We start from the raw sequence: 15,002 nt of genomic DNA, 5'->3' as shown, positions 1-15,002 counted from the left end.
TAAGTAAAAACAATCCTTTTTACTTCTACGGTGGCACTTGGAAAGCTAGCAAGAAAAAATAGCAATTACCAGCTTCTTCTTCTTTTCTCTTCCTTCGCGTCCTTCGCGTCTTCGCGGTTCAATCATATCAATATCTAATTCCAGATTATTCCAGTTTCCCCCAAATTTTTAACGTCGGCGCGGGGCCGGAAGCCTCGCGCTATTGCCATTTTGCGGTTGCGGTTTTTCTTGCAGCTTCATTGTCAAACTAACCCGCTTTAATTTCTCATTCACCTCCAAAACCCGCACTTTCACAACTTGTCCGACTTTGACAATCTGTTTCGGATCGTCTACAAAGCGATCGGCTAATTGAGAAACGTGAACCAAACCATCTTGGTGCACTCCCACATCAACAAAGGCTCCAAAGTTAGCTACATTCGTGATTATGCCTTCTAATTCCATCCCAACTTGCAAGTCGGAGATTTCTTTAATTCCTGCTTGGAAAGTGGCATATTTAAACTCGGCTCGCGGGTCTCTTCCCGGTTTTTCTAGTTCGGAAATAATGTCTCGGAGTGTTGGTTCTCCGACTTTTTCCGTGACATATTTCTTGATGTTTACAGTCTTGATTTTTTCCGATATTTGTGTTATTCCTGTCAACGGCAAGTCTAAATCCTTGGCGATCGCCTGCACGACAGGATAACTTTCGGGATGAACTGCGGTATTGTCCAGGGGGTTTTCGCCGCCGCGAATGCGGAGAAATCCGGCTGCTTGTTCAAAAGCTTTTGGCCCAAGTTTGGGAACTTTCAGGAGTTGGCGGCGATTTTTAAATGCGCCGTTTTCGTTACGGTAATTAACGATATTTTTGGCAACTGTTGCCGTCATTCCTGACACAAATGTCAGCAGTTCTTTCGAGGCTGTGTTTAAGTCAACTCCGACATAATTAACGCAGCTTTCGACTGTTTCGTCGAGTTTCTTTTTGAGCAGTTTTTGGTCAACGTCGTGCTGGTATTGACCAACTCCTATTGATTTCGGGTCGATTTTCACGAGTTCGGCGAGGGGGTCTTGCAAGCGCCGCCCGATGCTGACTGCGCCGCGGACGGTGATGTCGAGGTCGGGAAATTCGGCGATCGCCACATCGCTGGCTGAATAAATCGATGCACCGGATTCATTCACCATGACTTTAATCGGTTTCCTGTCCATTTGGGCCAAAACTTCCGAAACAAATTCGTCTGTTTCGCGGGAAGCTGTACCGTTGCCGATCGCGATTAATTCAATCTTATATTTTTCAATTAAATGCTTGACAATTTTACCAGCTTGCTGTCGCTGAGCGGCCGCTTGGTGGGGGAAAATTGCTTGATATTCTAAAAATTGCCCGGTTTCATCGAGGGCGGAAACTTTGCACCCCGTGCGAAATCCCGGATCGATCGCCAGTGTCGGTTTCATTCCCGCCGGCGCCGACAGCAGCAACTCGCGGAGGTTGGTTTCAAAAGTGGCGATCGACTCGATATCAGCGACGGCTTTGTTGTGCGATCGCACTTCTGTGATTAACGAAGTCTTCATCAGTCGGTTGAAGGCATCCTTCAAGGTCGATCGATAAAACTCTTTAACGAACGGTATCCTAGTTCTAATTTCCTGACCTTCCAAATAAGCCATCACTGCGGATTCATCAAAGGCCAGTTCCAAATCTAAGACTCCTTCCGTTTCCCCGCGAAACAGCGCTAACATATTGTGCGACTGAACGCTTCTCACTGCAACTTGATAATTGCGGTACATTTCAAATTTAGTGCTTCCTTCCGGGAAATCCTCTTTAATTTTCGAGACAAAAACTCCTGTTTTCATCAAAAACTCTCGCAAATAAGCCCGCAATTCGGCTTTTTCCGAAACCGCTTCCGCCAAAATATCCCCAGCACCTTTGAGAGCTTCTTCTGAAGTTTTTACGCCCTTTTCTTCCGACACATATTTGCTAGCTTCCGCTGCGATATCGGCCGATTGAGCAGTTGGCAGGTTCAGAGATTTGATAAATTTTGCCAGGGGTTCCAAACCTTTTTCTCTAGCAATTGTCGCCCGCGTCCGCCGCTTCGGTTTGTAAGGCAAATAAAGGTCTTCGAGTTCATTTTTTTGCAGACACGATTCAATTTTAGCTTGCAATTCTTCCGTCAGTTTGCCCTGGGAGGCGATCGTCTCCAAAATCGATTTTTTGCGGTCTTCAATTTCCGTCAAATAAGTAAAGCGATCGGAAATATCCCGCAAATGAATTTCGTTGAGGGAATCGGTACGTTCTTTGCGGTAGCGGGCAATAAACGGAATAGTTGCTCCCTCGGCGAAAAGTTCCAGAGCATTATTGACTTGGGAGAGATTGATGTCAAGTTCTCCAGCAATCAGTTGAGGAATGTTGAGCATAGTACAGAATTTTGGGTCAGTCGATTTTAGGTTTTAGATTAACTTCACGGAAGAACGTAAAAAAGGTTTCAATAAAAGTTTGAAAGGTGTTGGCGATTGTCTTGACACTATTAAAGTCATTTTAGCATAAATCTAGTATTTTTTCAAAATTACCAGTCAAAATCAGACTAAAGTCCTGCTTATAACACAGGTTCGTAGTGAGGATTTCAGTCTTGCTTCTAACTCCCGAAGAAGACTCGCCTTTCCACCGAGTAAACAGGTTCCTAGTGAGGCATTCAGTCCTTCTTTTTACAAGTTTGTATTCGGGAATTCAGTCCTTATTATAACTCCTAAAAAGGACTTATTTTCTACTTGTCACACAGGCTCGTAGTGATGAAGAATTAAGTCCTTTTTGAGATCCCTATAAATGCCAAAACTTTCACTACAAAAGAATTAATATTTAACAATAATTTGATTAAATTCAGCTTATTTATTGCTAACATTATTTGCCGTCAACTCATCCGCGTAAGGTGACTGATGCAAATAAGCCTTACCTGCAGAACCAAAAAGTTGCAGTTTGCCAGAAATCACCGATCGCATAGCATCGATCGCCTTTTGCATAACTTCCAACAAATCAGGATCTGACAAAGAATTGCTAGTTTTCAACACCTCCATATAAGCATCACGAACTTCCGTATTCACATTAAACTTAGATACGCCTAATGTAATAGATTGATTAATCATCGATTCTGGCAAACCGCTAGCGCCGTGCAACACTAACGGCACCGAAACAGAAGCCCGGATTTTTGCCAAACGCGGAAAATCGAGTTTCGGTTCGCTGAAATATTTGCCGTGAACGTTGCCAATTGTTACCGCCAAAAAATCCACCTTAGTTGCTTGAATAAACTCTACAGCTTCCACTGGATCGGTCATTTTAGCCGCTTTTTCTTCGATTGTCAAACCGTCTTCCGTACCGCTAATTCTGCCGATTTCTGCTTCAACCACCGCACCGTTAGCGTGGGATAATTCAGTCATTTTGCGAGTAAATATTAAGTTTTGTTCGTAGGACAAAGGAGAACCGTCAGCCATAATTGACTTGATGCCAGCAGCTAGGGCGAGGTGAATATCTTTTTCTGAGGTACTGTGATCTAAGTGTACTGCGATCGGCACTAAAGACTTGCGCGCGGCTTCCATGCAAAGCGCGACTAAAGGCGATTTTCCGTATTTTAGGGCGCTGGGGTGAAGTTGCAGCATCGCAGGACTTTGCAGCGCTTCGGCGGCATCGATGACGGCTTTTACTCCTTCGAGATTGTACACGTTAAAAGCGCCGATCGCATAAGCGTTTCTCCGGGCCGTGTTCAGCAATTCGCTAGTTGAGGCGAGCATAAATACCTGACTTAAAAAATTTTTAGAAGTGAAGATGGAAGATGGAAGAAGTCATTAGTCATTAGTCATTAGTTATTTTACCCTGAGCGAAGTCATTAGTCATTAGTCATGTTTTGCTGTCGCCTCCGAGCTTTCCGTACAACGTCATCAGGAAGAAAGAAGCCGTAGGGTGCGGATACATCGACAATTCCTAAACAAACATCGACAATTTCACAGCGACGCACCTTATACAATAGTTATTGTATGGTGCGTCAGGGCTGAATATTTTGACAAAAAACTCATAATTTTCCACCTGACGCACCATACAACTTTATGCACTATTTTTGTGCATTACCAGCGTGCAAGCCGCACTCTTTCATTGTCGATTCTTCCCACCACCAACGACCTTCGCGTTCGTGTTGGTTTGGCAATACTGGTTTTGTACAAGGTTCGCAACCAATGCTGACAAAACCGCGTTCGTGCAACTTATTGTAAGGCACTTCCAAAGCGCGAATGTATTCCCAAACTTCTGCTGAAGACCAATTGGCTAAGGGGTTGAATTTAATTAATTCATGGTCTGGAGTTGAAAAAGCACCGTCAACTTCAATCACCGGAATACCGTTGCGGGTACTGGGGCTTTGGTCTTTGCGCTGACCTGTAATCCAAGCATCGAGGGTATTCAATTTCCGGCGCAGCGGCTTGACTTTTCGCACGCCGCAGCATTCTTTGTGACCGTCTTCATAAAAACTAAACAATCCCTTTTCATCTACTAGGGCTTGTACTTCTGCTGCATCGGGAAACATTACTTCTAACTTAATGCCGTAATGTTTTCTGACGGCATCTAAAAACTGATAAGTTTCTGAGTGCAATCGTCCGGTGTCTAAAGTGAAAACGCGGAAGTTTTTGGTAATTTTCGAGGCAATGTCGATCAGAACTACGTCCTCGGCACCGCTGAAAGAAATTGAGATATTGTCAAAATTTTCTAGGGCAAATTTGATAATTTCTCTGGGTGTTTTTTGACTGTATTCTGCTTCTAGCGCGGCAATGTTGAGATTTCTTTGGATGGCAACCATATTTTCGGATTTTCGGTGTTCTTTTCCTCTAGCCCTTTATTATAGCCGATCGCAGTATCTATCTCACTGATTAATTTGACGGCATCTGGCGGCAGTCTTTTCGGCTGTACCCGCGAGGAGAGATTGAGGAGGACGATCGCCCGTTTGTAGCAATTTCGGTCAACCCAAAATATTCTACCGGGGAAAATATGACTATCGCACAGTTCGCCCAGGTTTGTAGTGAGGAATGTGAGTCATGCTTAATTTTTGCGGACTCGCATTCCTCACTACAAACTGATTAGTCGCAATCATTATGACAAAGATTCCATTTCTTTTTGCCACTTTTTCAATAAAACTTCGCGTTCTTTTTGTTCTTGAGGTTCCGGCCTTCTCAAGCCATTTGTAGCATCATATTTGCCGTAATACTGCGACATTCCCTGAAAAGATTTAGTCCCCTCATTGGGCAGAATATTTTTCTGTTTTAGCCACTTTTCACAGGAACTCTGCCACATAAAAACGCGATCGTGCACTTCGCCACCTAATTTTCTGATGCGCTTAATTGAAAGTTCTTTTTTGACAAACAACAGCCGATCGCTCTCTTTGCTGCGCCCAATTAACCGAATTTCCGCCCCAGTGCCCCGGAAAAACTCGATCGCACAATAATCCTCAAACTGAAAAATACAGACCTCAGTTGGAGGAGCGCCCTCATCTGGTAAGATATCCACATCAAACTGCAACTGGTAGCCGATCGCGCTCACAGACGACTGCGGCAAAAGCAACCGCACCCGCTTCAGGCGATCGCTATAATTTGCCCAAAAATCTCGGCGCTCCTCCAACTGCTTAATTTCTGCATCAGACAGCCGCAGCATCCGCGCCACCAAATCAATTGTTTTCTGGAAATAACTATAATTTAGTGCGCCAATCCATCGAATCAGCGACTCTCGGGCGGGAGCCGAAACTAACTGCAATTTGGGATAATATTCATCTCGCACCCACTCAACCAATTTAGGCCTTTGATTTTTGAGAATATCGCTCGAAATTTTCACTAACAACTCTTCAACTGCTGCAAGTTGCGGCGCTGGTGGCATTTCCTTCAAGCACCTAAGCAGCCATTCTACGCCCGACAAATCGGAAACCTGATTTTTAGCAAAAATTCCGGCAAGATGTACTTGAGCGCGATCGACTGCGGGGATTGTGGCGGGTAACTGAGCTTTTGCTAATAGCTCTGTTGGGGTTTTGAGATATTGCCAACTGAGTTTTGCTAGCTCGTAATCAGAGTTATCGCGAGTCAGGATTTTAATAATTTGTACTGGTAAAGCATCGATACCCGCCGCCGTGCTGGCAAATTCGGCAAAGCACTCTACCAAAAAGCGATCGAGCACCGGAACATTGCTAGAAACAGGATTTTCTAACTGGTGGCTGTGGTGCAGAGCCAAGCGCCACAGCAACTGCTGTTTCAGGCGGACATTGTTTTGAGCTACCAGCCAAATAGCTTGGGATATTTCTGGGGCGCGATCGGGGTTTTTGGTGTCCCATTCAGCTTTAGCCCAGAGACAATAAGTCCATTCCAGAGGAGTAATGCTGTCACCTCGCTCGTTCTGAATATCTGCTATAATTTCAGTCATCCCTCGCCGCGATATCCCCTTCACTTCGGGCACATTGGGCTTGTTTTGATGGGCAAAATTGCCAGCGTTTTTTATTTTTTCTGGTTGTTGCTGGCTGGGAATTGAAGGGAGTTGAATCTCGCTAAACTGAACGCTCATATTTATAAATTTATCCCAATTAAATTACTGAATTAGCATTTTTTATTTGGCGGCGCATCAACCGAGATTTTTTTGATAATAATTTCAGGGGAGTGCGCGCGAGCGAGTTGAAAAAGCCGGTTTTGGCGATCGCCAGCGCGTCAGCCCTTGTACTGCAGTATTTTACACAACTTTTGATATTAAGGGAAGATGCTACTGGGAAAAATACCTCGATTGCGTAGGATTCTTTCTTTCGGTAGAAGTCAATTAAGCTGGTTTGCGGTTTAGTAGCCCTGTTATATCAAAATCAAAGCCAAAAAGTGCGATTGGCTGATGTGAAAATCTCCATCTTAGGTACTATGGACTAAATATTTAAAATGTTATTAAATTAACTGTGCGTGATAAGAAGTTATCAGTTAACAGAACTTGCCAGCACAACCTACCGCAGCAAATATCTATCGCACAACAAATTTTAATGTAGATCGCCCCGTGCAGTATCCTGTAGCTTGTTCGCCCCAAGTTTGGGCAATCGGCAGTATTTTTTTAACTCTGGAAAATGATGTTAAATTTAGTCCCCGATTTCCCCAACAACCAACTGCGAATTATCGAGTCCGCACTACCCAAATCGATTAACAAACTGTCGCGGCACAACTTAAAAATCTGCTCAACTTTGCTGGATTGGGAATTTGAGCGATCGGGTTCATTAATAGCCTGTCTGGTTACTAAAAAGTGCGGTAATTTGCGAGTAATTATTGAAGTTTAAATTGGGTAACTCGTAATGGAAAATTTCAAATCCCAAATCCCAATTGCCAAATTCCTCAAAATCCGTTTGCATCTTGTATATTGTTCGTTAACTAAACTTTTTTCTGCCCGCAGCGGCAGTACGATCGGCTATATTGTATTTAGAAGTGAATTAATTTTTTCGCTGGCGGGGTGCAGCCAAACAACCATCGCGCCAGCTTCTCAATCCTGAATTGTCGGCTGTCAACAACAGCAAGGAAGTATGGAATTATGTCAAAAATTTTAGTAGTAGACGATGTTCCCAGCGAACTCGAAATCATCTGCCGCATTCTTCAAGATGCCGGAATGGACGCGATCCGGGCTAGCGACGGCGAAGAAGCGATCGCCCTGATCCGAGAAAAACCCCCGGATCTTGTCGTTTTAGACGTAGTGATGCCGCGAATGAACGGATTTGAAGTGATCAGAGAATTGCGGGGCGATCGCGCAACTGCCAACTTACCAGTAGTATTTTGTACTCATAAAAATACCGACATTGATAAAGCTTGGGGAACCGATTTAGGCGCAGACGCTTACGTCAGCAAACCCTTTGAAGCTCAGCAACTCGTCAACATCGTGCAGCGCTTGCTTTCGGCATGAACACAATATATAGCCTTCATTAGCTCTCACAAAAAACATTATAGCTAGAAACCCCGTTTTCTTGAAAAAACTGGGTTTCACAATTCCTTAAAATTTTTACTTTTAATAATAATCGCAAGTTGATTAATTGTCAAATCCGCGATTTATTTAATATCGTGTCCGGTCGATTAACGGAGTTTACATTGGTTAGTAATGCGGAATGCAGTCCGCATTATTAACCTTTTTTATTTGGGTAATTGACCGGACAGGGTATTACACGGGAGCATCTGGTGTTTTGCAAAAAACATTTTTTTTATTGAGCGTGCGAGCACCTCAAGAGCTCGCGTATTGTGCTGGCGAGATATTAAACTCGTACTATAAATGCAAAACACTAGGTGCTCCCTATTACACAAAGTGCGATCGCAGCGATCGCTATAGGTATAAATCTAGGAATCTGGACGATCGCACTCCTCAAAGACGGTTTTTGCCCTCTCGTGAGATGCTCCCCTTTCCTGGCAAAGCAAAATCCTAATTTGTAAGCTAGACTATAAACAAAAAATCTACAATGAAAGCAACTGCTCCCACCGTAGCGGGGAATCAGACAAGTGGAACAAAACAATTTCTTATCTTCGGTCAAGGAGGCAGTCTGTTCGCCATAGAATTAGAGGCTGTGCGAGAAGTGCTTTCCCTCAGCGAACAACCGATTTCCCCGGTTCCCAACACCCTGCCTTTTTTGCTGGGATTAACCAACTTGCGGGGCGAAATCTTAGCAACCGCAGACTTCGGAGGGTTTGCAGGTATCGAACCGGTTGACACTCACCACCCAAGCAGCCGCATTTTAGTGGTGGAAGCGCCAGATCCCCGAGACGTGAGATTGTCGAAGATGCGGATGGGATTGGCCGTCTCCCGCGTCGAAGGAGTTTTATCTCTAAATCCCGATCGCACTGTCTCGGCGATAGATGTCAGCCCTGACTTAGCTCCTTTTTTGAAAGGTTTGTACAATTCCGACGGACGCTTGCTCATGATAGTCGATGTCGAAGCCATCGCCCATTCCGATCGCTGGTAAGTAGAAGGAAGTTCGGCAACGAGCAATGTACGGGATGTAACGGATTATGTAACGGATGTAACGGATGTAACGGATGTAAGTCCGTCGGAAGATGGAAGATGGAAGATGGAAGATGGAAGAAGTCATTAGTCATTAGTGCTGTCCTCCCCCCATCGAACGTCCAACGTCATCAGGAAGAAGGAAGAATATGGAGTCAATCTAAAATCTAAAATCTAAAATTGATCGTTCCATCGCCCGCATTTGAGTTGCCAACTATAAATTTTATCATGAAACTTCTCTATAGCTCGATCGCCACGACATTCACCCTCACATTACCTGACTTCTCTCCATCGATGCTAACTGGGATTGCCAATTGCATCATTTGTTTGTGTTATTTTGCGATCGGCTTCCTGATCAGCTTAGGTTTGTGGCGAAACCGTCAATTTGGGTTTGACATCTTCGCCACAGTCACAGCAGCCATATTTTTGAGTTGCGCTTTCGGACACAGCGGCCACGCCGCCCAATATTTGGGACTGCCGCACTCCCCGGTGGCGCAAACTATCTCCGATTGGATGACTGTCATTCCGGCGATCGCATTTTTGAGTTTGTCCAACCGCTACCAATTCTTAGTAGGTTCCACCCAAATTCTCAAGTCCAAAAAAGCAACAGAACAAGCCCTCAGCCAAACTACTCAGCGATTTCAAGCCATCTTCGATCAAGCTTTTCAAATCATCGGATTGTTAGAACCAGACGGTACTTTGATCGAAGCAAATCGGACAGCGCTAGAATTAGGCAATTTCCCAGAATCACAAGTGCTGGGACAGAAATTTTGGCACACACATTGGTGGGCAGCATCCCCAACCAACCAGCAGCGAATAAAAACCAACATTCAACAAGTCTCTACCGGCCAATTTGTGCGGGAAGAATACGAAATCACCGGCTTCAATAACCAGTTGATAGTAATGGATCTATCCTTAAAACCCCTGTTAGATGAAACTGGACAAGTCTATCAAATACTTGTAGAAGGCCGCGAAATTACCAAACGCAAACAAACAGAAGCTGCCTTGAAACAGCTAACGGCAGAACTAGAGCAGCGAGTCCAGGAAAGAACCGAGCAAATTTCGCAAACTAACGCCCAATTGCAACAAGAGATTCGCGAGCGCACCGTTGTTCAAGAGCAATTAAAAGCTTCGGAACAATTTTTAAACAATATCCTTAACACCATCCCCGACCCGATTTACGTCAAAGACGAACAGCACCGATGGCTAACATTAAATGATGCCTTTTGTCAATACATCGGCCACAGCCGAGAAGAACTAATTGGCAAAGCTTACCGCGACTTTTTACCGAAAGAAGAAGCAGATATATATGAAGAAAAAAATCAATTAGTCTTTTTGGCAAATACGAGCATTGAAACCCAAGAAACTATCACAAACCCAGCCGGAAATACCCAGTTTTTCTCCGTCAAAAAATCTACCTTTGTAGATGCCTCCGGGAGCAAAGTCCTCGTTTGCGCGATTCGAGAAATCACCAAGCGTGTGGAAATGGAAGAACAAATGCGGCAAACACTCGCAAAAGTAGAAAATTCCCAACGTTTGCTGCGGACAGTAATTGACGCCACCCCAGACTGCATCTTCGTCAAAAATCAAGACCGCCGCTACGCCTTAGTCAATGCAGGTTTCGCCGCCGCCTTCGGCAAAACTCCAGCAGAAATTATCGGCAAAGATGATTTAGAACTTGGCATATCGGCCGATCGCATCTTCAGCAACACCCACGCCCAAACAGACTCCCAAAACCAAATCCAAAACTTCCGCGCCGACAACAAAACCGCGCCGGCCCCCAACGACTCTGCCACCTTAGCCGACGGCAAAATACACGTATTCGACACCCAGAAATTGCTGCTCAAAGATGCAGAAGGCAATACTATAGGAATGCTCGGCTTCGCCCGCGATATCACAGAAAGCCGCGAATCCCAACAGCAGCTACTGCGGCTCAAAGCCATCCTAGAAGCCACAACAGACTGGGTAGGGATGACAGACTCCCAGCAGCACACCATTTATCTCAACCAGGCCGCCAGGGAAATGTTAAAAGTTGGCGAGGACGCAAATTTAGCCGAAGTCACCATTTCCGACCTGACATCGCCCAAAAGTGTCGATACTGTTATAAACGTCGCCATCCCCGCAGCTTATCGGGATGGAGTTTGGAGCGGCGAGACAATTTGGCAGACTTTAGACGGCGAAGAAATACCGGTTTCTCAAGTAATTATTGTTCACAAATCCGACAGCGGAGAAGTTGAATTTATGTCAACGATCGCCCGCAATATCACCAACCGCAAGCGCGCGGAACAAGCCTTGCAGCAAAACTTGCAAATGCTCGACCTCGCCAGCGATGCTTTGATTATTCGAGAGCTAGACGGGACGATCGATTACTGGAACCAAGGCGCTGAAAAAATATACGGCTGGAAAAAGCAAGAAGCTTTAGGACAAGTTACTCACACTCTGTTCGATACGAGATTTACCCAACCTTTAGCATCAATTTCAGCACAGCTAGAAGAGCAGGATTATTGGGAAGGAGAACTGATTCACACCACCAATTACCCAACCAAAATTACCGTGTTCAGCCGCTGGACTTTGCAGCGAGACGAACAGGGAAAACCCAAGGCAATTTTAGAAATTAACAACGACATTACAGAGCGCAAGCTGGCTGAGATCGAAAACAAAAAATTGATTTCGCTTGTCGAAAGCAGCTCGGATTTTATCGGCATAGCAACAATGGAGGGAGAGCCAACATACATAAATGCCGCTGGAATTAAGCTCGCCGGATTGCAAAATATTGCAGAAGTCAAAAGCAAAAATATGTATGACTTCTTCACACCAGAAAACGCTAAGATCCTCAAAGAAGAGATATTGCCCGCCACTGTGCGAGACGGTTTTTGGCAGGGCGAATTCCAGTTTAGAAACTTTCAAACAGGCAAAAACATTCCCGTTGACTTCACCCTATTTACCGTCAAAAACCCAGAAACAGGCGAGGCGGTGGGCCTGGCCACAGTGACGCGAGACATCAGCGATCGCCAGCGGGCCCAAGAAAAGCTGCGCGATCGCGAAAGACTGTTCCGAGCCATTTTTGACCAATCGTTCCAATTAGTCGGGCTACTAGAACCAGACGGCACCGTTTTGGAAGCCAACCAAACAGCCATGACAGCCGCCGGACTCGGGCGCGAAGACTTCGTGGGCACGCAGTTTGCCGAGAATCTGTGGTGGCAGATTTCCCCAGAAGCCAAGCAAAAAGTGCAAGCTGCCGTCGCCTCTGCCGCCGCCGGCGAATTTGTCCGCTACGAAGCCGACGTGCTCGTGGCTGGGGGTGCTGTGATGACTGTGGACTTCTCCCTCAAACCGATCGTAGACGACAGCGGCAAAGTCGTGCTCCTGATTCCAGAAGCTCGCGACATTAGCGATCGCAAAGCCCTAGAACGAGAATTAGTTTTGCGTCAATCCCGCTTTGACGCATTTTTTGCAGCCGCCCCGGCCGCCATGTTTATTCTTGACGACCAATTGCGCTACGTGCAAGTCAACGAGAAATTAGCCGAAACTACCGGCCCATCAGTTGCCGAACACCTCGGCAAAACCGTCAGGGAAGTTATGCCCGAAATGGTCGATACTCTGCAGCCGATTTTGGAGAGCGTTCTGACAAACAACCAATCATTTTTAAACATTGAGGTATCGGGAACAACCGTCAATCAACCGGGTGTAATCCGAGATTGGCTGGCTTCTTACTTTCCTTTGGCCGGAGAGGACGGCAAACTGATGGGTGTCGGCGGTGTGGCGATCGAAATTACCGATCGCAAAAAAGCCGAAGCAGAGCGCGAGCGATTTTTTACCCTGTCCCTAGACTTAGTTTGTATTGTAGATTTTGAAGGCAAATTCAAGCGCATCAATCCCGCTTGGGCAACAACCCTCGGCTACACCCTAGAAGAACTGCAAGACCAACCTTTTATCAATTTCGTCCATCCAGACGATCGCGAAAAAACCACAGCAGAAGCTGCAAAAATAGCCGGTGGCACCGAAACAAAGTCTTTTGAAAATCGCTACCGCTGCAAAGACGGTTCCTACAGGTGGCTGTCGTGGAAAGTGCGACCGGAAACCGAACAAAAGCTCATGTATGCAGTGGCTCGCGACGTTACCGAAAGTAAACACGCGATGGTGCAACTGGAAAAAACAACCGCCCAATTAGCGAGTTCCGAAGACAAATTTAGAGGTCAAAGCAATCTCTTGCAACTGTTAATAGACAGCATTGGCGACGGCATAATTGCTGCCGACGAAAATGGCAATTTTGTTTTATTCAACCCCGCAGCCGAAAACATCTTTGGCTTGGGTTCAACGGATACTCTTCCCGACGAGTGGTCGGGAAAATATGGCTTATTTTTGGCCGATACCGTCACTCCCTATCCCGCCGCCGACATACCTTTAGCGCGCGCCATTCGAGGAGAATCAGTACGCGAAGTAGAGCTTTTTACCCGCCATGCAGCCCAGCCGGAGGGCCTGTGGATAAAAATTAGCGGCAGCCCGCTCAAAGACGAAACGGGAGCGATCAAAGGCGGTGTAGTAGTTTGCCGCAACGTCACCCAGGAAAAAGCATCCCAGGAGCAGATGCAGCAGTTTGCCGAGACACAGCAACGCTTGCTGCAAGAACTCAAAACGCGACAAAATGCCCTAGACGAAGCTGCGATCGTCAGCGAAACTGACATCAAAGGCATGATTACCTACGTCAACGACAGATTCATTCAAATTTCCGGTTACAGCATGGGAGAACTCCTGCACCGCGACCACCGGATCGTCAATTCCGGCTACCATCCCAAAGCATTTTTTGCTGAAATGTGGATGACAATTTCGCGCGGCTTGGTGTGGAAAGGAGAAATCAAAAACCGCGGCAAAAATGGCTCATTTTATTGGGTAGATTCGACGATCGCCCCAATCTTCGATACCAGCGGCACAATAATCAAATATATCGCCATCCGCTTTGACATCACCGAGCGCAAAGAAGCAGAAGAACGGCTAGGAAAATTGGCAGCAGAACGCAAAGCTGAAGCCGATTCTATGACTCAACAAGTCCTCAAATTGTTGGGAGAAATTAAAGGCGCGGCTCAAGGCGACTTGACAGTCAGGGCGGAAGTTACCAACGATGTTTTAGGTGCTGTTGCGGATTCTTTCAACTTCTTAATCGGTTCTTTGCGGAAGGTAGTAACGGGAATTCAAACTTTAGCCGAACAGGTAACATCTGCCACCGGCGAGTCAATCACCAATACCAGCCAACTCACCCAACAAGCGGAAGTTCAAGCAACAAAAATATCTGCCATCATGCGGGAAATCGAGCGGATCGTGAATTCGATCCGCGACGTGCGAGATGTTTCGGTGCGGGCTGAAACAGTCGCCCAGCAGTCTTCTCACACTGCTGAAGTCGGCGGTATGGCGGTCGATCGCGCTGTCGAAGGCATTAACGAGCTCCGGTTGACGATCGCCTCAACCTCAAAAATGATGAAGCGTTTGGGCGAATCTTCGCAGCAAATCGGCAAAATTGTCACTTCGATTTCTCAACTTGCTTCCCAAACGAATTTGTTAGCTCTCAATGCTACGATTGAAGCAGCCAGAGCCGGCGAACAAGGTTTGGGTTTTGCGGTTGTCGCCGAAGAAGTGCGGAAGTTGGCAGAGCGATCGGCCGGCGCTACTGAAGAAATCTCGGAAATTGTCGGTACAATTCAAGAAGAAATCAGCCGCGTGATGAAAGCAATGGAATCGGGAACGCTGGAGGTAGTCGAAGGCACAAAACTAGCCAGCGAAGCTAAAACTCACCTCAATGCTATCATCGAAGTTAGTCGAGAAATGAATGCTTTGGTGCAGAATATTACTCGCGCATCTGCCAAGCAAACTGTTTCGGCTGAGGAAATTTCTAACAGTATGCAGCAAGTCAACGAGATTGCTAATACAACTGCACAAAAGGGTTCGGATGTCAAAGCTTCTTTGGACGATCTGTCCGGTTCTGTTGAAAAATTGCAAAAGTCGGTGGCGAATTTCCGCTCGTAATTTTAGA

Annotated in this window: 9 protein-coding genes; 5 read left to right on the top strand and 4 right to left on the bottom strand. The window is 45.9% G+C overall.

What is annotated here, in order from left to right:
* Window positions 1-168 precede the first annotated feature (168 nt).
* The 4 genes from QT998_RS24265 to QT998_RS24250 all read right to left on the bottom strand — a co-directional run bounded on the left by QT998_RS24265 (window position 169) and on the right by QT998_RS24250 (window position 6,538).
* Window positions 169-2,379, bottom strand: a complete 2,211-nt coding sequence (locus QT998_RS24265; protein ID WP_333118181.1) for a Tex family protein — start codon at window positions 2,377-2,379, stop codon at window positions 169-171.
* A gap of 465 nt (window positions 2,380-2,844) precedes the next feature.
* Window positions 2,845-3,744, bottom strand: coding sequence for a class II fructose-bisphosphate aldolase (locus QT998_RS24260; protein ID WP_333087204.1), 900 nt, complete (start codon window positions 3,742-3,744; stop codon window positions 2,845-2,847).
* 317 nt (window positions 3,745-4,061) lie between these two features.
* Complete coding sequence (locus QT998_RS24255) at window positions 4,062-4,796, bottom strand: phosphoadenylyl-sulfate reductase (protein ID WP_333087203.1); 735 nt, start codon at window positions 4,794-4,796, stop codon at window positions 4,062-4,064.
* 290 nt (window positions 4,797-5,086) lie between these two features.
* Window positions 5,087-6,538, bottom strand: a complete 1,452-nt coding sequence (locus QT998_RS24250) for an EH signature domain-containing protein (RefSeq protein ID WP_333118185.1) — start codon at window positions 6,536-6,538, stop codon at window positions 5,087-5,089.
* A 405-nt stretch (window positions 6,539-6,943) separates the two neighbouring features.
* Between QT998_RS24250 and QT998_RS24245 the strand changes: the two genes are divergently transcribed.
* The 5 genes from QT998_RS24245 to QT998_RS24225 all read left to right on the top strand — a co-directional run bounded on the left by QT998_RS24245 (window position 6,944) and on the right by QT998_RS24225 (window position 14,995).
* Window positions 6,944-7,150 (top strand): hypothetical protein, encoded by a 207-nt coding sequence (locus QT998_RS24245; RefSeq protein WP_333087200.1) that lies wholly within the window; start codon window positions 6,944-6,946, stop codon window positions 7,148-7,150.
* A 378-nt stretch (window positions 7,151-7,528) separates the two neighbouring features.
* Window positions 7,529-7,894, top strand: coding sequence for a response regulator transcription factor (locus QT998_RS24240; RefSeq protein WP_194009638.1), 366 nt, complete (start codon window positions 7,529-7,531; stop codon window positions 7,892-7,894).
* Between the two features lie 374 nt (window positions 7,895-8,268).
* Entirely contained in the window at window positions 8,269-8,412 is a 144-nt protein-coding gene (locus tag QT998_RS24235) for a hypothetical protein (protein WP_333118186.1), read from the top strand.
* A 26-nt stretch (window positions 8,413-8,438) separates the two neighbouring features.
* Entirely contained in the window at window positions 8,439-8,939 is a 501-nt protein-coding gene (locus QT998_RS24230; protein WP_333087198.1) for a chemotaxis protein CheW, read from the top strand.
* A 266-nt stretch (window positions 8,940-9,205) separates the two neighbouring features.
* Window positions 9,206-14,995, top strand: coding sequence for a PAS domain S-box protein (locus QT998_RS24225; RefSeq protein ID WP_333118187.1), 5,790 nt, complete (start codon window positions 9,206-9,208; stop codon window positions 14,993-14,995).
* Window positions 14,996-15,002: the final 7 nt, after the last annotated feature.

The organism is Microcoleus sp. S1D4 (genome assembly GCF_036700765.1).
In the GTDB taxonomy this organism is placed as follows: Bacteria; Cyanobacteriota; Cyanobacteriia; order Cyanobacteriales; family Microcoleaceae; genus Microcoleus.
The sequence above is the reverse complement of the archived record's forward strand: the minus strand, read 5'-3'. Positions and strand labels throughout refer to the sequence as shown.

Excerpts from the sequence above, each read along its gene's own strand:
- QT998_RS24265 (WP_333118181.1), bottom strand. The coding sequence starts at position 2,379 with ATGCTCAACATTCCTCAACTGATTGCTGGAGAACTTGACATCAATCTC.
- QT998_RS24225 (WP_333118187.1), top strand. The coding sequence starts at position 9,206 with ATGAAACTTCTCTATAGCTCGATCGCCACGACATTCACCCTCACATTA.
- QT998_RS24255 (WP_333087203.1), bottom strand. The coding sequence starts at position 4,796 with ATGGTTGCCATCCAAAGAAATCTCAACATTGCCGCGCTAGAAGCAGAA.
- QT998_RS24260 (WP_333087204.1), bottom strand. The coding sequence starts at position 3,744 with ATGCTCGCCTCAACTAGCGAATTGCTGAACACGGCCCGGAGAAACGCT.
- QT998_RS24230 (WP_333087198.1), top strand. The coding sequence starts at position 8,439 with ATGAAAGCAACTGCTCCCACCGTAGCGGGGAATCAGACAAGTGGAACA.
- QT998_RS24240 (WP_194009638.1), top strand. The coding sequence starts at position 7,529 with ATGTCAAAAATTTTAGTAGTAGACGATGTTCCCAGCGAACTCGAAATC.
- QT998_RS24250 (WP_333118185.1), bottom strand. The coding sequence starts at position 6,538 with ATGAGCGTTCAGTTTAGCGAGATTCAACTCCCTTCAATTCCCAGCCAG.